Below are 23,571 nucleotides of genomic sequence, written 5' to 3'. Positions count from 1 at the left end.
CCCGGCTCACAGCGACGAGTACACCGCCGCCGTGAAACCGCCGCAGGCCGCCTCCGCCTCGCCGTAGCCCAGGCGCGGGTCCAGGCTGACGCGGAAGTAGGTGCTGAGGAAGCTCGTGTCCCAGCACTCGTTCAGCGTGGCCTCGCCTACCAGGTCGCCTCCCGTCACCTTGATGTCCGAGCGGCCCGCCCCCGTCGCCGTCCAGCGGCTCTTGATGGACAGCTTCTCCAGCTTCGCGCGCAGCGGGTCGCCATTGTCGATGTCCTCGTTCGTCGCGAACTCGAACTCGCCGCCCGCCGTCGCGGACGCCTTGTAGTGGTAGGTCCCGTCCACGCGCTTGTTGGGGTCCTTCTCGTCACGCACCTGGTGGAAGTCCGCGTCCACCGAGGCCTCCGCGGAGGCGCTCGGGCGCGCGTAGCGGATCTCCACCGTGCCCACGTTGTCGTCGGCATCCGGCAGGGTGTGCGCCGCGTCCCAGTCGATGAACAGCTCGCCGGAGCCGTAGCCCTTCACGCGCTCGCCATCCGCGTCCACCGCCACCTGCTGCGCGCCGGACAGCACCGCGCGGAAGGCGCTGTCCTCCTCGGCCTTCGCCTTGCCTTCCAGCACCCAGGAGAACGACGCCTCCCCCGACTTCGTCACCGTCAGCCGCCACGTGGTGGGACTCAGCGCCTCCGTGCTCGGGCCCCACACCGCCTTGTTCTCCTCCAGCGTCGTCGGCGGATACTTGGAGATCTGCTCGATGAGGTTGAGCACCCACAGCGTGCCGCCGTTCACCGCCACCGTGGCGTTCACCGTCGCCTGGTAGTACTCCGCCTTCTGCCCCTGGCCGTACTGCGCGGAAGGGCCGGCCGCCGTCAGGCCCTGGCCGTTCGCCTTCGGCGCCTTCACCTGCGTCATCTCCTTGGAGGGCAGGCCGTCACGGAACGTGTCCGCGTCGTTGCTCCCGGCGTCGTTGCAGCCCACGAACAGCAGGGAGGCACACAGCAGGCTCTTGCGCAGCATGGTCGGGCGTCCTTTCAGGGCCCGTCTTGTGCGGGTCCTGTGGCAGTGAATTCGCCCCTATGGACACAGGCCGGCCGTAAAACAGAAAAAGCGCTCGCTACGAGTGGAAAAGCACAGTGAAAGCAGGCGCTTGGCGTCTGGCTGCCTGCTCTCCGGGCGCCCACGGCCGCCTGCCCGACGGTTGAAATGGGCCATCCCTACCTTTCGCCCATGGAAAAACGACACCCGAACCATCCCGGGGAGATGGGTACGGACGCCACGCTGGCCGAGCGGGAGCGTGCGCCGGACGAGATCAACGCCCGCGCCAGAGCCGTTGGCCTGTTGCATGAGGCCGGGGTGCCGTTCGTGGTGGGTGGTGCGTATGCCTACGCCACCTATACCGGCATCTACCGCGACACCAAGGACCTGGACCTGTTCCCGCGCAAGCAGGACGCCATCCGCGCCCTGGACGTGCTGGAGAAGGATGGCTGGCGCACGGAACGGCCGGACGAGGTCTGGCTCTACAAGGCGTACAAAGGCGACTACTTCGTCGACTTCATCTTCTCCTCCGGCAACGGTGTGGCGACGGTGGACGACGAGTGGTTCACCAACGCCAAGAAGGCCACCATCTTCGGCTACGAGTGCCTCATCGCACCGGCCGAGGAGATGATCTGGTCCAAGGCCTTCGTCACCGAGCGCGAGCGCTATGACGGCGCGGACATCAACCACCTCATCCTCAAGGCGGGGCGGGAGATGGACTGGGACCGCATCCTCCGGCGGTTCGACCGCTACTGGGAGGTGCTGCTCAGCCACCTGATGATGTTCCGCTTCGCGTACCCCAGCGAGCGCGACATCGTGCCCAACTACGTGATGACGGAGTTGATGAGCCGCACGCTCCAGACGGTGCGCGACGGGAGCTGGGACGAGAAGCTGTGCCGGGGCAACCTGGTGTCCAAGGTGAACTATCACGTGGACATCCACCACTGGGGCTTTGGGGACGGCAGGGCGTGGGACGAACAGGACAGACCCGAGGGGGGAACCCGTGGCGCGAGATCCGAGCTCGAAGATTCGACTGGCAGCGGTCGGTGACCTGCACTGCCGGGAGGACCAGCACGGGCGGTTCCGTCAGCTCGTCAAACAGGTGAACGCCTCGGCGGATCTGCTGCTCTTGTGCGGGGACCTGACGGACCGCGGGATGATTGAAGAGGGCAAGGTCCTGGCCGAGGAACTCTCGGCCTTGCGTGTCCCGTGCGCCGCGGTGCTGGGCAATCACGACTACGAGCACGGGCAGGTGAAGGACATCTGCTCGGAGCTCTCCAAGGTCGGTGTGCACATCCTCGACGGGGACCACTTCATCTTCGAGAAGGTGCTGGGCGTCGCGGGGGTGAAGGGCTTCGGGGGCGGCTTCGGCAACGCGACGTTGCAGGCGTTCGGCGAGGGCCAGACGAAGTCCTTCGTGCAGGAGGCCGTCACCGAGTCACTCAAGCTGGAGGCCGCGCTCAGCCACCTGGACACGCCCAAGAAGGTCGTGATCATGCACTACGCCCCCATCCCGGAGACGCTGGAGGGGGAGAACATCGAGATCCGCCCCTTCCTGGGGACGAGCCGTCTGTCGATGCCTATCGACCACTACGGCGCGGCCTACGTCTTCCACGGCCACGCGCACCACGGCGCGCTCGAGGGCAAGACGAAGAGCGGCATCCCGGTGTTCAACGTCGCCATGCCACTGCTCACCAAGTTCACGCCCGAGCAGCGCTTCGCCTTGATGGAGGTGTAGCGACGCCTCAGGGCGTGGGAGGTCCGCCGTCCGAAGCTTCGGGCGGCGCCTCCTGGAGGTCCGAGGCGCGCGTGGGCAGATCCGCCACCGCACTCATGGACACCTCCACCAGGTCCGGCCCGGAGCCCCGTGCGTAGAGCCGGTCCTCCGTGTCCGGAACTGCGTCGCCCAGCCACAGCCGCGCCAGTTCGCGCCCCTCCGCGTCGCGCAGCACGACGCCCCGGGACGTGTCGCTGATGCCGTAGCGATCCCAGTGCTTCACCTTCGCTTCGCCGAACGCGGAGGCCTTCAGCGCCTCAAGCCGGCCCAGCAGTTTCACCACGCGGAAGTGCAGGGCGCGTCCACCGCCGGGACCTTCCACCTGCCATGCGTCGCTGTTGCCCGCGCCGCGCGTCACCACCACGGGGGCGGCCTTGCCTCCGGGGAGGAGCTCCATGCGCCGCACGTCGTCGCGTGGGAACGACAGCACACGGCGGTCCTTCAACTCCTGCACACCCACGTCCAGTGTCGTCAGCGCGCGGGGTTCGACCTCCGCCAGCGTGGACCGCGAACCCTGTTCCTGCAGTGCATGAACAACGGTCGCACCGTCACGAGTCACCTGCGCCAGCCTGACGCGGATGGGCTCACCGGAGGCAGGCACGAAGCGTACGTCCACGACGGGCGTGTCCAGCCCCAGGGCCTTCCGGTTGGCGGCGGTGTCCTGAGGGAAGGACAGGGCCTGATGGTTCTCGAACGCCTTGAGCAGGTCCGTCAGCCGGCTGGCGTTCGCGCGGGTGGGCTCCGGCTTCTCCATCCGCCACGACTTGCCGTCCGCTTCGCGCGTCAGCACGTACGCGTGGTCCTTCGCTTTGACTTCGATGGACTGGAGCGACGCGAGCTCCAGCGGTCCCAGGAACTCCTTGGCGCGCAGTTCGAACGGGCCCTTGTCCAGCGAGTACCGCACGGCACCATCGGCCGCGTACACGGTCGCGTCGCCTTCACGGCGCACGTAGACGGAGCCATCGAACGGGTTCTCATCTCCACCGGCCAGCGTCACGGTGCGCTGGCGGGACGGATTCTCCGCGCCTTCACCGTTGGCATCCGGGAGGAAGGCCCGCGCCGTGACAGTGAACGCCGGAGACGTGAGCCCGTACTTCTTCAGGTCCGCGTCCGTCGGCGAAGCATTCACGGTGGACTTGAACTTCGCCGAGGTGAGCTGCTGCACCAGGGCCTCCACCGCGTACGGATCCGCCTTCGCCTCCACGGGAGACACAAGCCGCCAGCCCTCCGGCGTCCGCTCCAGCTCCGTGGTGGCGCCGCGAGCCTTCACCGTCAGGTGCGTGAAGACGGGCGTCGGGTCCGGAGTCGCGCCACGGGGGAGCTCGGCGGGCTCCGTAGCGAAGAGCTTCGGAGGAGCAGGGGGCTTCTCCGCATCGCGCGAACAGCCCACGGTCAAAAGCCCCAGCATCAAGACGGTGGAAGTCCTCACCGGTTCCTCCGTGACAACCAGACCGCGAGTCCCACGCCCAGCAGCGACAGGGGCAGCAGGTCGGTGGATACGAAGCGCAGGGTCCGCATCTGGTCCTCGCCCAGCTCAAGCGTGGACGTCTCACGGTCGGGAGGGCGCAGGGTGATCTTCTCCGCCTGATGGGACGCCCATCCCAGGGAGTTCATCACCAGGTTGCGGTTGGCCTCGTATCCCCAGTTCGGATCCAGCAGCAGCTCCGAGTCGCCCACGGCCACCAGCCGCGCCTCGTCGGAGCGTTTGTGCTCCGCCGCGCGCGTGTCCCGGGACGCGGCGGCCACCAGCGTGAGCTGTCCCATCTTCTCGCCGCTGGACGGGGTGGTGTCCTCCAGGGGCCGCGACTCCACCCACGCATACGGTGAACTCAGCAGCACGGGTTCCACCGTCACGCCGGGCAGCAGGAAGCCCTCGCGGACGAGCGTGAAGCTGCGCGGCGTGGGCAGCTGGATGTTGAAGCCGCGCTCCTGCAACGGACGCGTGATGGGGTGCTTGCCGTAGAAGTTCGACAGGAGGACGAACGGGTTGCCCGAGTTGAACTGCGGATCCGCTGCCACGCCCTCGTCCACCTGCACGCCATAGTCAGCGAGGAACAGGCCCAGCCCGTCGTCCGTGTTCGCGTCCGTGAAGTAGAGCAGCCGGCCACCTTCGCCCAGATAGGTGCGAAGCACCGCCACCTCCGGCGCCGTATACGCCTGCTTCGCGCCAGCGATGATCAACAGGCCCGCGTCGCGAGGCACTTCCTTCCGGCCCAGGAGGTTGAGCGGTTCGGGGCGGTAGCCCTCGCGCAGCAGCTGGCGCCGCAGCTCCGTCAGCCCCTCACCTGCCGCCTCCAGTGACCACTCGCCATGTCCTTCGAGGACGTACACCTTCTGCGCGCCCGTCGCGCTCAGCTGGAGCAGGGCGTTGGTCAGCTCCTGCTCGCTGGGGACGGGCAGGGTGGTGTGGGGCGCGGCAGCGCCCTCGCCACGGGAGACGACGACCAGCGTCTGCTTGTCCTTGAGCTGATACTTCGCGGCCAGGGTCGGCTCGCGGCGCGGATCCACGAAGGCGTAGTCGAAGGCCTCCGGTGCCGCCTCGTGGTAGCGCCGGAACAGCTCCTCCAGCTCGCCATAGGACGGATTCGTAGGTGGGACGAGCGCCAGCGCATGGGCCTTCTCCTTCAACCCCGCCAGCGTCTGCACCGTCTGCGGCGCGAGCGAGAAGATTCGCTCCTGTGTCAAATCCCACCGCTGGTTCTTGCGGAACGCAAACACGTTGAGCGCCACCAGCACGCCCAGCACCGCCAGCGTGGTGAGCACGGAGGACGCAAGGAACCGTCCCGTGCGGCGGGTGCCCGCGCGCCCCAGCTCCTGCCGGTGCGTGACGACGTAGGCCGTGAGCATCGCCGCGCCCAGCACCGCCTTGCCCGCGGCGAGCGCCACGCTGCCGGAGGTGAGGAACAGCGTGAAGGGACTGGACGCGAGGAGCAGCAGGCCGAAGGCCCCCAGCACCCGGGTGACGTGGGTCGCTCTCATGGTCATGCGTAGCGCTGCGCTTCCACCGCGCGGTGGGTGAGCAGCAGCGAGAACAGGATGACGGACGCGAAGAACACCAGCGCCTGCACCTCCAGGACGCCCTGGATCATCCCCTGCAACTGCGTGTCGAAGGACAGGTAGTTCAGGAACGAGCGCAGCGGCTCCGCGGTGGACTGGGCCACGCCGCGCAGGAGCATCCACGGCAGCAGCACGGTGAAGGTGAGGAACGCCGCCAGCATCTGACTCTCCGTCAACGCGGAGATGAACATCCCCACGGCCATGCACGTCGCGCCCCACAGGAGCACCGCGCCGTAGCCCAGCAGCACCGTGGGCCACTCCAGCGCGGAGCCGGATGGGCCCGTGCCCACCACCGACAGCAGCACCGGGAACACCAGCGTCAGCCCCAGCGTGACGAAGATGAGGCCCAGGCCGCCCAGGTACTTGCCCAGCACGATGTCCACCGGCCGCACCGGCGTCGTGAGCAGCAGCGCGAACGTCTTCTGTCGCTTCTCCTCCGCGAACAGCCGCATGGACAGGAAGGGCGCGACGAAGAGCGTGAGGATCAACACCACACCCCACAGCTGCACCACCACGCCGTCCGTGAGGTTGCGGTAGACGATGGAGTCCGGCGGCAGCTTGCTCCAGCCGTGCTCGCGCGCCAGGGACTGCACCTGCTGGAACTGCTCCAGCAGGCTGACGAAGAAGAACGACGAGAGCGCCGCCATCGCCGTGAACACGGCGTAGGCCCACGGGGTGGTGAAGGCGACGGCCAGCTCCTTGCGGGCAATGGCCAGGGCAGTGCGCATGCGCTTAAGGGTTCCTGTTCAGGCGGCGGTCAGCTTGATGAAGACTTCTTCCAACGACGCGTGCTCGGCCTGGCCATGCGCCTTCGCCAACTGGTCGATGGCGTCATGGGCCACCACGCGGCCCTGATGGAGGATGAGGACGTTCTCGCACGTCACCGTGACCTCCGGGAGGATGTGCGTGGACAACAGCACCGTGTGCTTGCCCTTGAGGCTCCGGATCAACGCGCGCAGGTCCGCGCGCTGCGCGGGGTCCAGGCCTTCGGTGGGCTCGTCCAAGATGAGCACGGGCGGCGAACCGATGAGCGCCTGCGCGATGCCCACTCGCTGCTGGTAGCCCTTGGACAGGTTCTGGAGCACGCGGCCCATCACGTCGTCGATGCCCGTGAGCCCCGCCACCCGCGCCACCTCCGCCTTCACCGCGCGGCCGGGCACCTGCTTGAGCGCCGCGACGAACGCCAGGTAGCCGTGCACCGTCAGCTCCGGATACAGCGGCGGCGTCTCCGGCAGGTAGCCGATGCGCCGTTTGACCTCCATGGGGTGCGTGGACACGTCGAAGCCCGCCACCTTCGCGCTGCCCTCGGAGGGGGGCAGGAAGCCGGTGAGGATCTTCATCGTGGTGGACTTGCCCGCGCCGTTGGGGCCCAGGAAGCCCAGCAGCTCGCCCTCACCGACCGTGAAGGACAGATCCTCGATGGCCACGCGATCGCGGTAACGCCGGGTGAGGTTGCGCACCTCGATGATGGGCTTCTCGGTGATTGGCATGCGCGGGGGCGAACTCTACACTGCCCCGGAAGCGAGGCGTGGATGCCAATCGTGGTGCAGAAGTACGGCGGCTCATCGGTCGCTGACGCGGAGAAGCTCGGCAAGGTCGCGCGGCGCGTGAAGCAGAAGCGGGACGCGGGCTATCAGGTCGTCGTCGTCGTGAGCGCCATGGGCGACACCACGGATGACCTGCTGTCACTGGCCAAGAGCGTGTCCCAGGACCCGCCCCGGCGCGAACTGGACATGCTCCTCACCTGCGGCGAGCGCATCTCCATGGCGCTGTTGTCCATGGCGCTCCAGGAGCAGGGCGTCCCGGCCATCAGCTTCACTGGCAGCCAGAGCGGCATCATCACCAACGACGCGCACGCCCAGGCGCGCATCGTGGAGGTGCGGCCCTACCGCATCCAGGATGAGCTGGCGCACGGCAAGGTCGTCATCGTCGCGGGCTACCAGGGCGTCTCCTACAAGAAGGAAGTGACGACGCTGGGACGCGGCGGCTCCGACACCACCGCGGTCGCGCTGGCGGCGGCGCTGGACGCGGAGGCGTGTGAAATCTATTCGGACGTGGACGGCGTCTTCAGCGCGGATCCGCGCGTGGTGCCGGACGCACGCAAGCTGGAGTCGCTGAGCTACGACGAGATGCAGGAGCTGGCGAGCGCCGGCGCCAAGGTGCTCAACGCGCAGGCCGTGGAGTGGGCGAAGGCGCGCGGCATCACCATCCTCGCGCGCACCGCGCACGGCCAGGGCACCGGCACCAGCGTGCAGGAACTCGCCGTGCCCACCGACAGCCGCGTGAAGGGCGTGACGGCGGACGCGGAGATGGCCGTGCTCGTCGCGCACGCCAGCGTGCCCCTCCAGGAGCTGCTGGAGTTCCTGGACGCGCGCGCCGTCCGAGGTCGCACGCTTGCCCACGATGGACTGCCGGGCGCGCCGGGACGCACGTACCTGGCGGTTCCCCTCGCGGACATTCACGGCCCGGAGGCGCTCCAGCGTGAGCTTGCCACTCGCTTTGGCGCGGGAGTGGACTGGCAGGACGGCTGGGGCACGATCACCTGTGTGGGCGTGGGCCTCAACGCGGACTGGGTGCCGCTGCGCAAGGCCCTCTCCGCCGCCGAGGCCCTCTCCGCTCGGGTTCATGCGGTAAGCACCTCGCCCCTGCAGGTGACCCTCCTGGTGGACAAGACGCATCTGAAGACCCTCACGGCCCGGCTGCACCGCGAACTGCTCGGTAGCTGACACGCATCGCGCCCGCGCAACCCCCGTTGATCCGAGGACTTGCGGGGTGTTCCTGGGGACGAGTCGACATCGTCTGTCGAACTTCCTTTCCCATTGGGGGCAGAGCGCTTCCCTCTGAGAAGTCGATGCCTACCCTCCTCCCCGAACACCTTGGAGGGTTGGGCCATGGGTCAGGGGCGTCGCTGGATGGGACTGGGGGTGGTGCTGGCGCTCCTGGTGACGGGGGCCTCGGGCTGCAAGGACTCCGGTCCGGCACCCGGCACGCCTCCCCCTGGCGACCGCCATGATGAGCCGCCGCTGAACAACGACGACGCGGGCGTCATCGGGCCGGACGGCGGCATCATCGTTCCCGAATACGACGCGGGCACTCCGGACGACGAGCCGGACGCGGGCACGCTGCCCGACGGCGGCAGCGCACTTCCCGAGCGCGACCCGGACGCCGTCTACAAGGAGAACCAGAAGAAGGGCACCACGGGCTGGCGCATCGACAAGAACGCCAACAGCCGTGAGATTGAAGGCTACCCGCTCAAGGCCACCCTGACGCAGGGCGAGTCACTGCGTGTGGCGGTGTCCCTGTCCGAGGAGCGCAAGTTCAGCTGGTTCGTCTACCGCCTGGGCTACTACGGCGGCGTGGGTGCCCGCGAGGTCGCGCGCGGTGGCCCGGTGCAGGGCACGCGGCAGGCGGACTGTCCGGCGGATCCCTCCACGGGCATCATCGCCTGTTCCTGGTCACCCACGCTGGAGATCCCCATCGGCGAGAACTGGGTGCGCGGCGTGTACGTGGTGAAGCTCGTGCGCGACGATCGGCCTTCGCGCTACGTGCCCTTCTACGTGCGGGACGCCAACCCTCGCTCGGAGGTCGCGGTGCTCATCCCCACCGCGAACTGGGCGGCGTACAACACCTGGGGCGGCACCAGCCTCTACGATGATCAGAAGGGCGTGATGAAGGCGCACGGCGTCTCGCGTGCCTTCCAGTCCTCCTACGACCGGCCCTACTACCGGGGCCAGGGCTCCGGGCACCTGATGACGGACGACCTGAGTCTGGTGACGTGGCTGGAGTCGCAAGACCTGGACGTGGGCTACTTCACCGACGAGGACATGGACGAAAGCTACGACTTCTTCCGTGGCGCGAAGGTGTTCTTCATGTCCGGCCACGACGAGTACTGGTCCTCCAAGCAGCGCGACCACGCGGACCGTGCGCTGTCGGAAGGGCGCTCCATCATCAACCTGGGCTCGAACAACGCCTACTGGCAGGTGCGCTTCGAGCCCGCCGCCGACGGCCGTCAGCGCCGCGTCGTGACCTGCTACAAGGGCGCGCCCGAGGATCCGTACAAGGACCAGCGCAGGACGGTGAAGTTCCGCGACCTGCCCGCGCCCCGTCCGGAGAACGCGCTGCTGGGCGTGCAGTTCGCCGCGCGCTGGCACCAGTGGCCCTTCCCGACCGTCATCACCAACCCGGAGCACTGGGCCTTCAACGGCACGGGCCTGAAGGCCGGTGACACGCTGTGGATGGCGAACGGCTACGAAGTGGATCAACTGGTGTCCAACGGCCGCCAGCCTTCCGGCGTGGAGGTGCTCGCGGAGTCGCCGTCGCTGTCGCTCCAGGGTGGCTTCGGCTTCGCGCACATGGTGGTGCGCAAGCAGGGGGAGGCGTACGTCTTCTCCTCGGGCGGCATCGACTTCGTGCAGAAGCTGGCCGGGGTAGGGGACCGCGTGGCGGATCCGCGCGCGGGCCGCATCGTGGCCAACGTGCTCTACAAGGCGCTGGGCCGGAAGCTGCCGGGCGACCTGGTGAAGTTCCAGCCTCCGGCGGCACCCTCGCCCATGGGTCCGTTCGCCGCGTCCGTGACGACGGTGGCGGGACAGCCCGGCAAGCGCTGCCAGTCGGGCGCGAAGGTGGGGCCGGAGGAACTGGGCGCGCCGCTCGCGGTCGCCGTGCTGCCGGATGGAGGCTGGGCGGTGGCGGACTCGCTGGGCAACACCGTGAAGCGCGTGTCGCCGGACGGGAAGATCCGCACGGTGCTCACCGGCCTCTACGGTCCCATGGGCATCGCCTCGGACGCGCTGGGCAACCTCTACGTGTCCGACACGGAGAACGCACTCATCCGCCGCATCACCCCGGACGGAAAGGCGCAGATCTTCGCGGGCACCTCGTGGGGCTATCAGGATGGCCCCGCGCTGTCGGCGGCGTTCAACCAGCCTGCGGGCCTGTCCTTCACTCCGGACGGCACGGCACTGCTCGTGGCGGACTTGAACAACAGCGTCATCCGCCGCATCGACATGGTGACGCCCGGCAACCCGGTGACGACGCTGCAGGGCGACTGGCTCTACCGTCCCTCCGCGGTGGCCCAGACGGTGGACGGCACCACCTACGTCGTGGAGAGCGGCATGGCGCGCGTGGTGCGCGTGCGCGACGGCGTCACCACCGTGGTGGCGGGCTCCACGCCCGGCTTCCGCGACGGGGATCCGAAGGAGGGCCAGCTGCTGCCGTACCTGGGCCTGGCGCTGCTGCCGGACGGCTCGCTCGCCATCTCCGACCCCGGCAACTACCGCGTGCGCCGGCTGACCTTCAACGCGTCGGGTGAACCGGAGAAGCTGACCACGCTCGCGGGCAGTGGCCGCTATGGCGCGGACGACGGCGCGGGCAGGGAGGCCCAGCTGGTGCTGCCCGCCGGGCTCGCGGTGGGGCCGGACGGCACCCTCTACGTGGCGGACGCGGGCAACTCGCTGGTGCGCGCCATCAAGCGCTGATCACCGGCCCGGGTTGCGCATGCCACCCATGGGCGGCGGCGCGTCCATCTCCTGCCGCGTGCGCCGCCGGTCCGGGGTGTCGCGCGGCAGCTCCACGAAGGTGCACATCTCGCAGAGGCGGCTGTAGATGCGCTCGCCCACGCGCTCGCGCAGGAGCTCCGCGTCCTTCATGGCGGAGCGGGCATCGTCCGTGGCGCGGTAGCCCGAAGGCGCGCTGCTCCGCACGCCCTTGCGCTCCGGCTCCAGCGAGTAGTTCGTGGCGAAGAGCGTCGTGCGCCCCGCGTTGTAGCGCCGGGCGATCAGCTCATCGAGCGTCTCCATCTCGAAGGGACTGCCGCGCCCCTTGCCCAGTTCGTCGATGGCGAGGACCTCCACCTCCGACAAGGGCCCGATGATCTCTCCGCCGCTCTTGCCGTCCTGGAAGCCGCGCCGGATGGTCGCGTACAGGAGCGAGATTTCGACGTAGCGGGTCTTCACGCCCATCTCCAGCACCAGGTGCCCGAGCGTCGCCGCCATGAGGTGCGTCTTGCCCGTGCCCACCGGCCCGCTCAGCACGAAGCCCTTGCTGGTGGCGCCCTTCACGTACTGATTGGCGAAGTGCATCGCGACGCCGCGGCCGCGGTCCTGCGCCTCGTTGAAGGGCCGGTAGTTGTCGAACGACGCGTGCGCCATGACGCCCGGCATCTGCACGTCGTTGTAGAGCGCCACACGCGTGCGCCGGAGCGTGCACACGCACGGCTCCAGGACGTCATACGTCCGGGGGCCCACCTTCGCGCTGAAGGTGCCTTCCTTCTGCACCAGCCTGTGCCCGCGTCCACCGCACATCGGGCAGTCCACCGAGCACGTACACACCCGAGCGGTCGCGAGCTCTCCGCGCCGCTCGATGACGTACGTCCGCCCGCCGCACAGCCCACACGCCTCGCCGTTCGCCTTGGCAGCCATCACGCCCAGCCATAACACCGTCCCCCTTGCCCGTCAGCCTGCTGAACTTTCGTTCAGGCGCGTGGCGGGAGGACAACCCTTCAGGTTTCCTTCATGTCCAGCCGCCGTCTGACGGCCGCCTGGAGCCGGAAGCGCCGGGACACACGCCGCGCGCGGGCGGTCATCAGCTGTTGTTCACCGGTGCGCGCATCTCGCCACACCGTGCGTCGCTCCGAGAAGGGCAGGGCGCGCAGCAGCACCAGCAGCGCCCAGGCCTCTTGCTGATCCATGGCCGCGGGCTCGCGAGGCACGCACGCGAGCACCGTGTCCAGCAGCCGGTGCACCCGCGGCGCCATCGCGGCTTCGCGCTCCGTCAGCGCCCGCAGCGCCGTGCACAACCGCGCGTGCCGCACCTCTTCCCACGAACGGGCAGGGCGCTTCTTCGAGGAGGCCTGAGGCGCCTCTTCTCCCTGGCCCGCGGACAGGTCGCGGTACTTGCGGATCTCCGTCTCCACCTGGCGCCGGCACGCGCGCAGCGAACGCAGCACCGGCTCTCCGGGCCGCGCGTCCCACAGCGCCTTCTCCGCCGAACGCGAGATGCCGCGCGCCACGACCTCGAAGGGCACGCCCTCCCGAGCCCACGCGATGACGAGCTCCGTGTCCAGCGCGGACAACATCAGGCCCGCGCCGCGCACCGCGAGGAAGTAGTCCTGCACCAGCTCTTCGAAGCTGGCGCTCTCCGGCAGAAGACTCATGATCCGACAACCACTCCAGGCAGGGCGACCAGACGAACAGCCGCCAGCCTCCCATACCCGTTGGGGCAGCCGGTGCAACCTTCCTGTCGCTGTCTGGAGCGGGGATGGCGCACAGCGAAATTGAAGTTTTCTCGCTTGCTATCCAACGGACCGGACGTCCCGTCGTCTGGGTTGACCCGCCTTGCGCAAACCGCGCATAGTACGAGTCCCCTCATGGAAATTCCCGAAGATTCCCGGACACTTGCCAAGCAAGCAGGCATCCGTGGACACCGGTCACCCGCTCCTAGGAAGACCATGCGCCGCTCGCTACTCGTTTGCCTCGTTCTCCTGACTTCCATGGCTTCGGCCCAGGAGAAGAAAGCACTGCGCGACGCTGACCTGGGCAAGAAGTCCACCACCACCGTGGACAAGTCCCTCGCAGGCGACATCACGCGCCCGAAGGAAGCCCAGCAGGCCGCTCCCGCGCTTCAATATGATCAGTTCCGCCTGGGCGTGGAAGTGCAGGTCGCCTCCAAGCGCCGCGAACAGATCGAATCGCTGAGGAAGATCATCTCGCTGTCTCCTGATCAGAAGGAGGCCCCCAGCCTGCTGTTCCGCCTGGGCGAGCTCTACTGGGAGGAGTCGAAGTTCTTCTTCTTCGAAGCCAACCGGAAGGACGATGAGCTCATCGTCGCCATGAACCGCAACGACGCCGCGGCCCAGCAGAAGGCCAAGGCGGAGAAGGCGGAGTTGATGGCGAAGGTGAAGGAGAACGGCAAGTACGCCGTCGAGCAGTACACGAAGATCGTCCAGGAGTACCCGAAGTTCGAGCGCACGGACGAAGTGCTCTTCTTCCTCGGCCAGTACCTGATGGAGGACGGCCAGGACAAGAAGGCGCTCGTCGCGTTCAAGCGCCTGATTGAGAAGCACCCCACGTCCAAGTACATCCCGGACGCGTACTTCGCCTTCGGCGAGTACTACTTCAACAACTCCAAGGGCAAGCGCCCGGAGCTGGAGAAGGCGCTCGCCGCGTACAAGAAGGCCGCCGAGTTCCCGGAGAACCAGGTCTACGCCTTCGCCCTCTACAAGCAGGGCTGGTGCTACTTCAACATGGGCGAGTACGAGTCCGCGAAGGACAAGTACAAGACCGTGGTCCTCTACGGTGAGCTGGCTGGCGCCGCCGCCGTGGAGAAGGACGGCAAGTCCAAGGCGAAGGGCTCGCTGGTGCGTGAAGCGCGCGCCGACTACGTGCGCGCCTTCGCCCGCGAGGGTGACGTGACGCAGGCCCGCGCGGACTTCGGCAAGGTCGCCACCAATCCGGAAGACCGCTTCGCGATGATGAAGCAGCTCGCGAACCTGTACTACGGCGACGGCAAGGACCGCGAAGCGGCCATCACCTACAACTCGCTGATCAAGGAGAAGCCGCTGTCTCCGGAGGCCCCTGGCTTCCAGGGCAAGATCGTCGACTGCATCCTGCGCATGGGCAACAAGGAGCGCACCGTGGCCCAGGTGCGCCGGCTCGTGAAGATCATGAAGGACGTCGAGTCCTCTGGCGTCATCAAGGACGACAAGGACAAGAAGGCGCTCGCGGAGGCGAAGGAGTTGTCCGAGCGCACGCTCTCCAACCTGGCCGTCACCTGGCACAACGAGGGCAAGAAGACGCGCAGCGAGGAGACCTTCAAGTACGCGGACGCCGTGTACAGCGACTACCTCACGCTCTTCCCGGAGAACCCCAAGGCGTACGACCTGCGCTTCTTCTGGGCGGAGCTCCTCAACGACAACCTCCAGAACTTCGACAAGGCCGCCGCCAACTACACGCTCGTCGTCCTCCAGGACGCCAAGGTGCTGGAGGCCAAGGACGACAAGGGCAAGCCCAAGCCGGGCAAGCCGGGCAAGTGGCTGACCAACGCCTCCTACAACGCCGTGCTCGCCTACGACGAAGTCGTGAAGGCCGCTGAAGCGCGCGGTGAGGCCAAGTCCGAGTCCGCCGGCACGGACATCCAGAAGAAGATCGCCATCCCCACGCTGAAGAAGTCGCTGCTGGACGCGTGCGAGCGCTACCTCAAGTACGTCCCCAAGGGCGACAAGCGCGTGGAGATCGCCTTCAAGGCGGCGAACATCTACTACCGCCACAACCACTTCGACGAAGCGGTGCTGCGCTTCTCCGAAATCGCGCTCGGCTACCCCGAGTACAAGTTCGAGGACGGGCAGCGCGCCGCTGAAATCGCCGCCAACCTCATCCTCGACTCGTACAACCTGCTGGGCGACTTCGCGAAGGTCAACGAGTGGGCCCGCCGCTTCTACTCCAACGACAAGCTGGCCACCGGCAAGTTCCGCGACGACCTGGCGAAGCTGATCGAGCAGTCGTCGTTCAAGCTGGTCAGCCAGCTGGAGGAGAAGAAGGAGTTCTCCAAGGCGGCCGAGGCGTACCTGAACTTCGTCCACGACTTCCCGCAGACGGAGATCGCGGACCTGGCGCTCTACAACGCGTCCGTCGACTACTACAAGGCGAAGAGCCTGGATAAGGCCATCGAGGTCCGCAAGCGCCTGTTCGCGGAGTACCCCCGGTCCAAGTACGTGCCGGACTCCATCTACGCGAACGCGGAGGCGCTGGAGGCCATCGGTGACTTCGAGGAGGCCGCGGGCACCTACGAACTCTACGTGCGTGGCTACGAGCGCAACCTGAACGAGAAGGGCGGCGCGCCGGCCGCGAAGGCCAAGGCGAAGAGCAAGGCCAAGGGCCGCGCGAAGCAGGCCTCCAACGACGACGGCCCCGCGAAGCCCGCGGTGGTGCAGAAGTGGGACGAGTCCAAGGCGCAGATCGCCCTGTTCAACGCGGCCACCTACCGCGAGGGCCTGGGCCAGCTGAAGGCCGCGCTCAAGAACCGCGAGCACTACATCGAGCTGTGGCCCAAGTCGAAGGACGCGGAGGCCGCCTTCCTGTCCGTCGTGGATCTGCACGTGAAGCAGGGCGCGTACATGAAGGCCATCAAGCTCCTGGAGGAGTACGAGCGCGACAACATGCGCTCCCAGAGCAAGTTCCTCATGGCCGAGGGCCGCATCGTCGACATCTACGGGAAGATGAAGAAGACGAACGACGTGCGCCGCATGAACAAGCGCATCTTCGAGTACTTCGATCAGCTGCCCCGCCGTCAGCAGACCGCGCTGGAGAAGCCCGCGCTGGCCGCCGCCGCGCAGGCGAACCTGCTGGCCATCGAGCCGGACTGGAACGAGTTCCGGCGCCTGAAGCTGTACTGGGGCGTGCCGCCGTCGCCGGAGCGCTTCAAGGGCTCGCTGGCCGACAAGGGCCGCGCGCTGGAGGTCGTGCAGAAGAAGTACGTGCAGACCGTGGCCCTGGGCGCCCCGGAGCCGGCCATCTGCGCGCTGCAGCGCATTGGCCTCGCGTATGACCACATGGCGGAGCTCGTCGTGAACGCGCCCATGCCGCGCGGTCTGGACGAGGAGTCGCAGCAGGCCCTGCGCGACGAGTTCAGCAACCAGGCGCAGCCGCTCAAGGACAAGGCCACGGAGGCCTTCTCCGGCGCGGTGGCCAAGAGCCGCGAGCTGGGTGTGTTCAACGACTGCGCCGCGGCGAGCCTGAAGATCCTCCGCACGACCTACGCTCCGGATCGCTACCCGGAGGTGCTGGAGGAGAAGCTCGCGCTGAAGAACAAGGAGCTGGTGCTGGGTGGCGACCTGCTGGCCGCCGTGCAGGACATCCCGCCCCCGGTCTCCAAGTCCGAGCCGGAGAAGCAGGCCAAGAGCGAGGCGCTCAACGAGGACCTGTCCGCGCTGACGAACGCGCTTCGCCAGCAGACCGAGTCCGAGGTCGCCAAGCCCGCCGCCGCGTCCAAGGACGGCGCCCCCAAGAAGACCGTTGATGATCAGGAGCCGGAGGACTTCCTCTAATGAATCGCCGCATGCACCCGTTCCGCCCCCTCCTGCTGGCCACGCTGGCGCTGACCGCCGTCGGTTGTTCCACCACGCAGACCAACACCCCGCCGCCCGTCGCCAAGCCCGTGGCCGCCTCCACGGGCCCGGTGTCCATCTCCAACCGCGCCATGCTGCTGTTCGATGACGCGACGAAGTCCTTCGACGCGCAGAAGAAGGCGAAGGCCTTCGACTACCCGTCGCTGGAGCGCAAGTTCAAGGCCGCCCTGGAGGCGGACCAGAACCTGGCGGAGGCCGAGTACAACCTGGGCGTCATCGCCGAGCGCATGGGCAAGCCCGACGAGGCCAAGGCCCGCTACGCGTCCGCGCTCACCAAGAAGCCGTCCCTGCGCCAGGCGTCCGACAACCTGGCCATCATGAAGCAGAACGGCGGCGACGTGGCCGGCGCCGTGGCGCTCTACCAGGACGTGCTCACGCGCTACCCGGATGACGCGGGCTCGCGCGCTCGGCTCGCGGAGATCTACCGGCAGAACAACGACCACGACAAGGCGATGGAGCTGTCTCGCGCCGCGCTCATGCGCGACCCGATGAACACCAACGCCCTCAAGGTCATGATCCGCAGCTACCTGGATCGCAAGCAGCTGGCCATGGCGAAGCTCGTCGCGCTGCGCGCGGTGAAGCTGGACGGCACGGATCCGGAGCTGCACCAGGCCGTGGGCCTCATCCTCCTCAAGGAGGGCGACACCGAGGGCGCGCGGCTGCAGTTCAAGAGCGCCCTGGAAGCGAAGGCGGACTACGTGCCGGCGCACGTGGAGCTGGCCCAGCTGGCGCTCAACGCGGAGGACTTCCCCGGCGCGGAGGAGCACCTGCGCCGCATCCTGCAGTCGGACGGCAAGAACGCCGCCGCGCACGTGGACCTGGGCATCGCGCTCAAGGGCCAGGGCCAGTACGACAAGGCCATGCAGGAGTACGACGAGGCGGAGAAGCTCAACCCCGACCTGGGCGCCACGTACCTCAACCGCGGCATCATCCTGCACAAGGTGAAGGACGCTCCCGAGCGCGCGGTGGAGCTCTACAAGAAGTACGTCGCGCTCGCCGGCGGCGAGGTCGCGATCAACGCGGAGGCGCCTGTCTTCGGCCTCATGCGCGAGGCGGAGAGCATCGTGCAGGCCAAGCGCGAGGCGTCCGCCGCGGAGGCCCAGGCCAAGCAGATGGAGGCGCTCCAGGCGCAGCAGCAGGCCGCGATGAAGGCGGAAGAGGCGAAGCAGAAGGGCCAGCCGCCTCCGGGTGGAGCGACGCCCGCGTCCGGCACCGGCACCGCTCCGCAGGCCACTCCGGTCTCGGGCACGGGTGCGCAGCAGCCGGCCGCCACTCCGGCGGGTGGCACGCAGACGGCCCCTGCCCAGAAGAATGCAGCACCGGTGGACTCCGACGAGCCCACCGACGACCTGCTGTGATGTGGGAGACGCCCGCCAGTGGCTTCACGCTGGCGGCGCGGCTCGGGAAGATGCGAACCTTGTGGGCCCCTCGCTTTTCGAGGCGGGGGCCCACCATGCGGAAACACCAGTGGGCCTTGGGAAGGCCCCACGTGGAGGCAGGATGCGGAAGTGGCTGATGCTGTTGGTGACGCTGTCGGTGGCCCCGGCCTTCGCCCAGGACGAGGGCGGCAAGGCGGCGGGTGAGGGTGGCGGCGCCAGGATGCAGAAGACGACCAGCGTCGACTTCGAGGACGACACCATTGAAGGTGACCTCACGAAGCCGGATGGCGAGTACGTCGAGGCGCGCAAGACCGTGAAGCACTCCAACCTCATCCGCATCCGCGAAGACTTCGAGGACAAGGTGATGCAGTCCGTGGGCGAGCTGTAATCCCCCCACCACGGATTGAATCGACGGCGGGAACCTTCCGCCGGCACCGTTGTCCAAGAGCGCCAAAGCCTACCGGGAGCCCTCCATGGCCGTACCCCTGACACTCAAGGTCTTCAAGGGCGACACGTTGGTCGCCTCCAAGGACTACGAGCGCGACATCATCAAGATTGGTCGTCTTTCCTCCGCGCACCTGTGCCTGGAGGACGACAAGGTCAGCCGCATCCACTCCGTCATCGAAGTTGCCGCCGACGGCTCCATGTCCATCATCGACATGGGCAGCGTCGAAGGCACCTACGTCAACGGCAAGCGCGTCAACAAGGGGCAGGTCTCCTTCGGTGACGAGGTCCGCGTGGGTGGCACCACCATCCGCCTGGAGAACCCGGCCGCTGTCGCCGCGGTGAACCTGGCCGCCGCCGTCGCCCAGGCGGACGCGCCCACGGACAAGAATCCCACTGTCGCGCCGGTGGCCCCCGCCGCCGCCATCGCGCAGGCCGTGGCCGCGCCTGCTCCGGTGGTCGCGACGCCCGCGCCCGCCGCGACGCCGGCTCCGGCTCCTGTCGCCGCGCTGGATTCATCCGTCGCGCCCACGCAGAAGAACGCCGTGGCACCCGCGCGGGCTCCCAAGGCCCCCAAGGCTCCGGAGGCGGACGACGCGCACGAGGAGCAGGAAGCCGCGCCGCGCGTGCGCACCGTGCGCAAGACGAAGTCCAACGGCCCGCAGGGCGTGTCGCTGCGCCTGCTCTGGGGTGACCAGCGCGTGGGCGAGTTCTTCGTGCCCCCCGGCGCGAAGAAGGCCTTCACGGTCGGCAGCGCCAAGGGCGTGGACTTCGTGATGGGCGACGCCAAGCTGGGCGCCCCCACCTTCGAGGTGCTGCGCACCGACGGCCAGTCCTTCACCGTGCGCTTCGCGCGCAAGATGAAGGGCGAGCTCACCCGCAAGGGCGAGACGCTGGACCTGGAAGCGGTGATGGAGTCCGGCAAGGCCTCCCAGGACGGCGACGCCTACGGCCTCACGCTGGAAGCGGACGACTTCGTCTGGGTGGACCTGGGTGGCCTCACGCTGGAGGCGCAGTTCCAGCCGGTGCCCAAGCGCGTCGCCGTGCCGGTGGGCGAGAACATCGACTACACGGCGCTCAACATCTTCCTGGTGATGTTCTTCATCGGCACCGCGTTCGTCATCCACTCCATGAACCAGAGTGGGGAAGGGGACGAGTACGCGGATGAGCTCGCGGGCAACGACGCGCGCATCGCGAAGCTGATCATCAAGGCTCCGGAGACCCAGAAGAACAAGTTCCTGGAGAAGCTGAACCAGCAGAAGGAGAAGAAGTCGGGCGAGATGGCCCAGAAGCAGCGCAACGACGAAGGTCAGATGGGCAAGAAGGACGCGCCCAAGACCAACAACCGCGCGGCGCCCAAGGGCGACCCGAACAAGAAGGACGAGGCGCGCGCCCTCACCGCGAAGATCTTCGGCGGTGGCAAGGGCGGCATCTCCACCATCTTCGGCAAGTCGGGCCTGGGCGGTGAGCTCAAGAGCGCCATGGGCAACATGTTCGGCGCCAAGGCGGGCGATGCGGGCGGCTTCGGCGGCATGGGCCTGCGCGGCAGCGGCGGCGGTGGCGGCGGTACCGGTGACAGCATCGGCATCGGCGGCATCGGCACCAAGGGCCGTGGCGGCGGCAGCGGCAGCTACGGCACCGGCGTGGGCTCGCTCGGCGGCAAGCAGAGCGTGGACGTGGGCATCACCTCGTCGGATCCGGAAGTGATGGGCTCGCTGGACAAGGAGCTCATCCGCCAGGTCATCCAGCGCAACCGCGGGCAGATCCGCTACTGCTACGAGAGCCTGCTCAACCGCTTCCCCAAGCTGGGCGGCAAGGTCTCCGTGAAGTTCGTCATCAGCGCCAACGGCTCGGTGGCCACGTCCAACGTCGCGCAGTCCACGGCGGGCAACTCGGACCTGGAGACCTGCGTGGCTGGCCGCGTGCGCACCTGGAAGTTCCCGGAGCCCAAGGGTGGAGGCTCCGTGATCGTCACCTACCCGTTCATCTTCAAGCAGGCCGGTGACTGACGTAGAATCAACACATCCGTTTCCCGCGCGGGCGGTCCTGTTCTCAGGGCTGCCCGCTTCTTCACTTCAACCTCCCGCCCCCGCGGGAGGACTGCCCCCCACCAGGCCGCCCTCCATGCAGAAAGTCCTTGCTCCTCTTGCCCTGAGCGCCGCGCTCCTCATTCCCGCGATGGCGGGCGCCCAGGACACCCCCAGCGCCGGTTCCGCGATGCAGGACCGGCCCGCGGTGACCTTCAACGAGGTCGAGCGCGGTGTGTACTTCGGCGTGTACGGCGGTCCGTCGTGGATCACCAACCCGCCCGCGGACTCCGGCCCGCGGCCCTTCTCCTCTGGCCAGATGGCCCAGGTGGAGCTGGGCGTGGACCTGGGCGAGCGCCTGTCCCTGGGCGTCTTCTTCATGGGCTCCGCCAACCGCGCGGGCGCCGAATACGTCGGCTACTCGCAGGGCGCCGCGTCCGGTGACTTCACCATGCTGGTTCCTGGCGCCGTGCTGCGAGCCCGCCTGGTGGGCTTTGCCGACAGCCAGGAGGTCAAGCGCACCTGGATTTACGCCCGTGCCGGCGTGGGCTACGCGATGTTCTCTCCCAAGAAGCTCCTCCCGGATTCCGACATTCTTGTGTTTGCCGGGCCCGGAGTGGAGTACTACACGCGGCTGCGCCACTTCTCGGTGGGGCTGGAGGTCGTGGGGAACTACCTCGCCTCCAAGGGCGCCTTCGGGTTCGCGGTGGCGCCCAACATTCGCTACGCGTTCTAGCGGGAGATTCACGTGGCTCAGGAGAATGGAAGCGGTGGATCGCGTCCGGGTGGACGCGGTCCGAACGGGGGCGCGCCGGGCCAGGGGCCCCGTCGTGACGGACCGGGAGGCTTCGGAGGTCGTGGCGGTCCTGGCGGTGGCCGGGGTGAAGGGCGCGGCCGGGGTGAAGGCCGTGGCCGTGATCGCGACGCGGGCCCGGTGGGGCCTGGCCAGCGTGTCATCGCCGAGCTGAGCGTCCTGGAGAAGGCTCTCTCCAAGAACGACTTCACGGCGGAGAAGGGTCCGCTGGAGGCCATTGTCCGCTCGCTGCGGACCATGAACCTCAAGTCGCTGGAGGACCTGGACCTCAACACGCGTGGCCGCCTCATCACCACGCTCCTGCGCGTGCAGCGCCAGTCCAAGCCGGCCCTGCCGGAAGCGGGCGCGGAAGCCGCATCGCCGGAAGCGGGCGCCACCACCGAAGCAGCGCCCACGGAGGCTCCGGCCGACGAGGCTGCTGCTCCGGCCGAGGGTGCCGAGTCGGCCGAAGGGAGCGCGCCCGCCGAGGCAGCCCCGTCGAAGCCGGCCGTGGACCCCGCGAAGGAGAAGTTCGACGGCTGGGTGGACGTGATGTCCCTGGTGGGCCGTGTCTGGCGCGCCGCGGGCGACGCGGACCGTTCCCAGGCGGCCTTCACGCTCAGTGGCCGTGAGCCGACGGCGGAGGCCTCGGCCCCGGCCCGTGAGGAGCGCGCCGAGCGTCCCCCTCGCGGTGACCGTCCGGAGCGCGGCGAGCGCCGGGACCGGGGTGAGCGCGGTGAGCGTCCTCCCCGCGGCGAGCGTCCGGAGCGCGGCGCGGCCGGTGAGCGGCGCGAGCGTCCTCCCCGGGGCGAGCGCCCCGAGCGTGGCGAGCGTCCTCCGCGCGGTGAGCGCCCCGAGCGCGCGCCGATGCCGGAGCTGACGGGCGACTGGAAGGAGCAGGCGACCCAGCTGGAAGGCATGGGCCGCACGCGCGACGCGGCGCGCCTGCACGAGCGCAACAACGGCTTCGCGGATGCCACCCGGCTGTTCGAGGCGGGCGGTGACCTGAAGAGCGCGCTGCGCACGGCGCTGTCCGGTCAGGACAACGACGCGGCACGCCGCCTCGTGAGCACGCTGCCCGCGGATCAGATCGGCCCCACGCTGGAGAAGGCCGGCGCGTACGAGCTGCTCATGGAGCACTACGTCGCCAAGGCCGACTTCGAGAACGTCGCCCGCCTCTACGAGCGCGCGCGGCAGTTCGACCAGGCGGGCCTCGCGTACGAGCGCGCGAACAAGCTGACCCTGGCGCGCAAGGCGTACGAGCGCGCCCGGGACCTGGTTGGCGCCAACCGCATCCGGGGCCTGGAGGTGAAGGCCCTGGTGGATCGCGGCGACCGTCTGGGCGCGGCGACCCTGCTGGTGGCCGTGGGCCAGCGGCGCGAGGCGGTGGAGGTGCTGAGCCCCTTGCCTCCTCCGAAGGCGTTCCACTTCATGCAGCGGCTCACCCTGGAGGACGAGGCCAAGGAACTCGCGAAGCGCGAGCTGGCCCGTGCCGAACAGGAGCAGAAGCCCGCCGGCCGCGCCCGGTGGCTGGAGCTGCTGGGTGACACCGCCGCCGCCGCGGAGACGTGGACGCAGGCGGGCCGCAAGGACAAGGCGCTGCCCCTCTACGAGAAGCTCGGTGGGGAGCACCTGCCCCGCGCCGCGCAGCTCGCGGAAGAGCTGCAGCAGCGTGACAAGGCCATCGCCCTGTACACGCAGCTCAACGACAGCGCCGGCGTGGAGCGTGCGAAGGCCCTCCCCGAGGCCCCCGCGACGCCCCCCGCGGGCAGCCAGCCGGAAGCCGGTGACGACGCTGATTCCGCGGCGTCGCCGACGGAAAATGCTTCCTCGGCTGGCGAGCAAGAAAGCCAATAATTCCCGCCGGTTGACGGGTTTTGCATGATTGCCCGGGGGCGCCCGCGGCCGGTACACTCCGGTCGCTGGCGCCCTCGTTTCATTCCCCCTTT

18 protein-coding genes are annotated in these 23,571 nt (G+C 68.4%); 11 read left to right on the top strand and 7 right to left on the bottom strand.

The window, feature by feature from the left end; genetic code table 11:
• Positions 1-6 precede the first annotated feature (6 nt).
• Positions 7-1,005 carry a hypothetical protein gene (locus D7Y04_RS23970; RefSeq protein WP_121760813.1) on the bottom strand — a complete coding sequence of 333 codons (999 nt, stop codon included), beginning with the start codon at positions 1,003-1,005 and terminating at the stop codon, positions 7-9.
• A gap of 243 nt (positions 1,006-1,248) precedes the next feature.
• On the opposite strand from D7Y04_RS23970, the gene D7Y04_RS23965 reads away from it, so the two are divergent.
• Both D7Y04_RS23965 and D7Y04_RS23960 read left to right on the top strand, forming a co-directional pair.
• On the top strand, positions 1,249-2,073 hold the full coding sequence (locus tag D7Y04_RS23965) for a nucleotidyltransferase (protein ID WP_120594288.1): 825 nt from the start codon (positions 1,249-1,251) through the stop codon (positions 2,071-2,073).
• The gene (locus D7Y04_RS23960) at positions 2,057-2,761 is read left to right on the top strand and encodes a metallophosphoesterase (protein WP_120594297.1); all 705 of its coding nucleotides are present in this window, start codon (positions 2,057-2,059) and stop codon (positions 2,759-2,761) included. Before D7Y04_RS23965 ends, D7Y04_RS23960 begins: the two co-directional genes overlap by 17 nt.
• A gap of 7 nt (positions 2,762-2,768) precedes the next feature.
• On the opposite strand, the gene D7Y04_RS23955 is transcribed toward D7Y04_RS23960, so the two are convergent.
• Genes D7Y04_RS23955 through D7Y04_RS23940 form a run of 4 tightly spaced genes read right to left on the bottom strand, consistent with a single transcriptional unit; the run spans position 2,769 to position 7,347 of the window.
• The gene (locus D7Y04_RS23955) at positions 2,769-4,229 is read right to left on the bottom strand and encodes a DUF4340 domain-containing protein (RefSeq protein WP_121760812.1); all 1,461 of its coding nucleotides are present in this window, start codon (positions 4,227-4,229) and stop codon (positions 2,769-2,771) included.
• Positions 4,226-5,779: a GldG family protein gene (locus D7Y04_RS23950; RefSeq protein ID WP_121760950.1), complete on the bottom strand. Its 1,554-nt coding sequence runs from the start codon at positions 5,777-5,779 to the stop codon at positions 4,226-4,228. The genes D7Y04_RS23955 and D7Y04_RS23950 overlap by 4 nt, the downstream gene beginning before the upstream one ends.
• A gap of 2 nt (positions 5,780-5,781) precedes the next feature.
• Entirely contained in the window at positions 5,782-6,585 is an 804-nt protein-coding gene (locus D7Y04_RS23945; RefSeq protein WP_120576009.1) for an ABC transporter permease, read from the bottom strand.
• Between the two features lie 18 nt (positions 6,586-6,603).
• Positions 6,604-7,347 carry an ABC transporter ATP-binding protein gene (locus D7Y04_RS23940; RefSeq protein WP_199749723.1) on the bottom strand — a complete coding sequence of 248 codons (744 nt, stop codon included), beginning with the start codon at positions 7,345-7,347 and terminating at the stop codon, positions 6,604-6,606.
• Positions 7,348-7,389: 42 nt separating this feature from the next.
• On the opposite strand from D7Y04_RS23940, the gene D7Y04_RS23935 reads away from it, so the two are divergent.
• Both D7Y04_RS23935 and D7Y04_RS23930 read left to right on the top strand, forming a co-directional pair.
• The gene (locus D7Y04_RS23935) at positions 7,390-8,583 is read left to right on the top strand and encodes an aspartate kinase (RefSeq protein ID WP_121760811.1); all 1,194 of its coding nucleotides are present in this window, start codon (positions 7,390-7,392) and stop codon (positions 8,581-8,583) included.
• A gap of 165 nt (positions 8,584-8,748) precedes the next feature.
• Positions 8,749-11,334: a N,N-dimethylformamidase beta subunit family domain-containing protein gene (locus D7Y04_RS23930; protein ID WP_121760810.1), complete on the top strand. Its 2,586-nt coding sequence runs from the start codon at positions 8,749-8,751 to the stop codon at positions 11,332-11,334.
• Here the strand turns inward: D7Y04_RS23930 and D7Y04_RS23925 are convergent, their stop codons facing one another.
• Together D7Y04_RS23925 and D7Y04_RS23920 are read right to left on the bottom strand one after the other, a co-directional pair.
• Positions 11,335-12,276 carry an ATP-binding protein gene (locus D7Y04_RS23925; protein WP_120594285.1) on the bottom strand — a complete coding sequence of 314 codons (942 nt, stop codon included), beginning with the start codon at positions 12,274-12,276 and terminating at the stop codon, positions 11,335-11,337. It lies immediately after the preceding gene.
• An 80-nt stretch (positions 12,277-12,356) separates the two neighbouring features.
• On the bottom strand, positions 12,357-13,010 hold the full coding sequence (locus D7Y04_RS23920) for a hypothetical protein (protein WP_121760809.1): 654 nt from the start codon (positions 13,008-13,010) through the stop codon (positions 12,357-12,359).
• Between the two features lie 294 nt (positions 13,011-13,304).
• Between D7Y04_RS23920 and D7Y04_RS23915 the strand changes: the two genes are divergently transcribed.
• The 7 genes from D7Y04_RS23915 to D7Y04_RS23890 all read left to right on the top strand — a co-directional run bounded on the left by D7Y04_RS23915 (position 13,305) and on the right by D7Y04_RS23890 (position 23,479).
• On the top strand, positions 13,305-16,898 hold the full coding sequence (locus D7Y04_RS23915) for a tetratricopeptide repeat protein (protein WP_171807071.1): 3,594 nt from the start codon (positions 13,305-13,307) through the stop codon (positions 16,896-16,898).
• Complete coding sequence (gene gltE / locus D7Y04_RS23910; protein WP_121760808.1) at positions 16,898-18,337, top strand: adventurous gliding motility TPR repeat lipoprotein GltE; 1,440 nt, start codon at positions 16,898-16,900, stop codon at positions 18,335-18,337. The genes D7Y04_RS23915 and gltE overlap by 1 nt, the downstream gene beginning before the upstream one ends.
• Positions 18,338-18,479: 142 nt before the next feature.
• Entirely contained in the window at positions 18,480-18,746 is a 267-nt protein-coding gene (gene cglF / locus D7Y04_RS23905; protein WP_120576002.1) for an adventurous gliding motility protein CglF, read from the top strand.
• 85 nt (positions 18,747-18,831) lie between these two features.
• Entirely contained in the window at positions 18,832-20,811 is a 1,980-nt protein-coding gene (gene gltG, locus D7Y04_RS23900; RefSeq protein ID WP_121760948.1) for an adventurous gliding motility protein GltG, read from the top strand.
• Between the two features lie 115 nt (positions 20,812-20,926).
• Positions 20,927-21,565 (top strand): adventurous gliding motility protein CglE, encoded by a 639-nt coding sequence (cglE, locus tag D7Y04_RS23895; protein WP_120581664.1) that lies wholly within the window; start codon positions 20,927-20,929, stop codon positions 21,563-21,565.
• 34 nt (positions 21,566-21,599) lie between these two features.
• On the top strand, positions 21,600-21,797 hold the full coding sequence (locus D7Y04_RS45185) for a hypothetical protein (RefSeq protein WP_167548190.1): 198 nt from the start codon (positions 21,600-21,602) through the stop codon (positions 21,795-21,797).
• Positions 21,764-23,479, top strand: coding sequence for a DEAD/DEAH box helicase (locus D7Y04_RS23890; RefSeq protein ID WP_171807072.1), 1,716 nt, complete (start codon positions 21,764-21,766; stop codon positions 23,477-23,479). The genes D7Y04_RS45185 and D7Y04_RS23890 overlap by 34 nt, the downstream gene beginning before the upstream one ends.
• Positions 23,480-23,571 lie beyond the last annotated feature (92 nt).

It is taken from the genome of Corallococcus sp. AB038B (genome assembly GCF_003668955.1).
GTDB classification, from domain to species: domain Bacteria; phylum Myxococcota; class Myxococcia; order Myxococcales; family Myxococcaceae; genus Corallococcus; species Corallococcus exiguus.
This window is presented reverse-complemented; position numbering and strand designations above follow the sequence as displayed.

What these genes read in the sequence shown, in the direction of transcription:
- D7Y04_RS23970 (WP_121760813.1), bottom strand. Translation starts at nt 1,005, where the DNA reads ATGCTGCGCAAGAGCCTGCTGTGTGCCTCCCTGCTGTTCGTGGGCTGC.
- D7Y04_RS23965 (WP_120594288.1), top strand. Translation starts at nt 1,249, where the DNA reads ATGGGTACGGACGCCACGCTGGCCGAGCGGGAGCGTGCGCCGGACGAG.
- D7Y04_RS23950 (WP_121760950.1), bottom strand. Translation starts at nt 5,779, where the DNA reads ATGAGAGCGACCCACGTCACCCGGGTGCTGGGGGCCTTCGGCCTGCTG.
- D7Y04_RS23945 (WP_120576009.1), bottom strand. Translation starts at nt 6,585, where the DNA reads ATGCGCACTGCCCTGGCCATTGCCCGCAAGGAGCTGGCCGTCGCCTTC.
- D7Y04_RS23940 (WP_199749723.1), bottom strand. Translation starts at nt 7,347, where the DNA reads ATGCCAATCACCGAGAAGCCCATCATCGAGGTGCGCAACCTCACCCGG.
- D7Y04_RS23935 (WP_121760811.1), top strand. Translation starts at nt 7,390, where the DNA reads ATGCCAATCGTGGTGCAGAAGTACGGCGGCTCATCGGTCGCTGACGCG.
- D7Y04_RS23930 (WP_121760810.1), top strand. Translation starts at nt 8,749, where the DNA reads ATGGGTCAGGGGCGTCGCTGGATGGGACTGGGGGTGGTGCTGGCGCTC.
- D7Y04_RS23925 (WP_120594285.1), bottom strand. Translation starts at nt 12,276, where the DNA reads ATGGCTGCCAAGGCGAACGGCGAGGCGTGTGGGCTGTGCGGCGGGCGG.
- D7Y04_RS23920 (WP_121760809.1), bottom strand. Translation starts at nt 13,010, where the DNA reads ATGAGTCTTCTGCCGGAGAGCGCCAGCTTCGAAGAGCTGGTGCAGGAC.
- D7Y04_RS23915 (WP_171807071.1), top strand. Translation starts at nt 13,305, where the DNA reads ATGCGCCGCTCGCTACTCGTTTGCCTCGTTCTCCTGACTTCCATGGCT.
- gltE (WP_121760808.1), top strand. Translation starts at nt 16,898, where the DNA reads ATGAATCGCCGCATGCACCCGTTCCGCCCCCTCCTGCTGGCCACGCTG.
- cglF (WP_120576002.1), top strand. Translation starts at nt 18,480, where the DNA reads ATGCGGAAGTGGCTGATGCTGTTGGTGACGCTGTCGGTGGCCCCGGCC.
- gltG (WP_121760948.1), top strand. Translation starts at nt 18,832, where the DNA reads ATGGCCGTACCCCTGACACTCAAGGTCTTCAAGGGCGACACGTTGGTC.
- cglE (WP_120581664.1), top strand. Translation starts at nt 20,927, where the DNA reads ATGCAGAAAGTCCTTGCTCCTCTTGCCCTGAGCGCCGCGCTCCTCATT.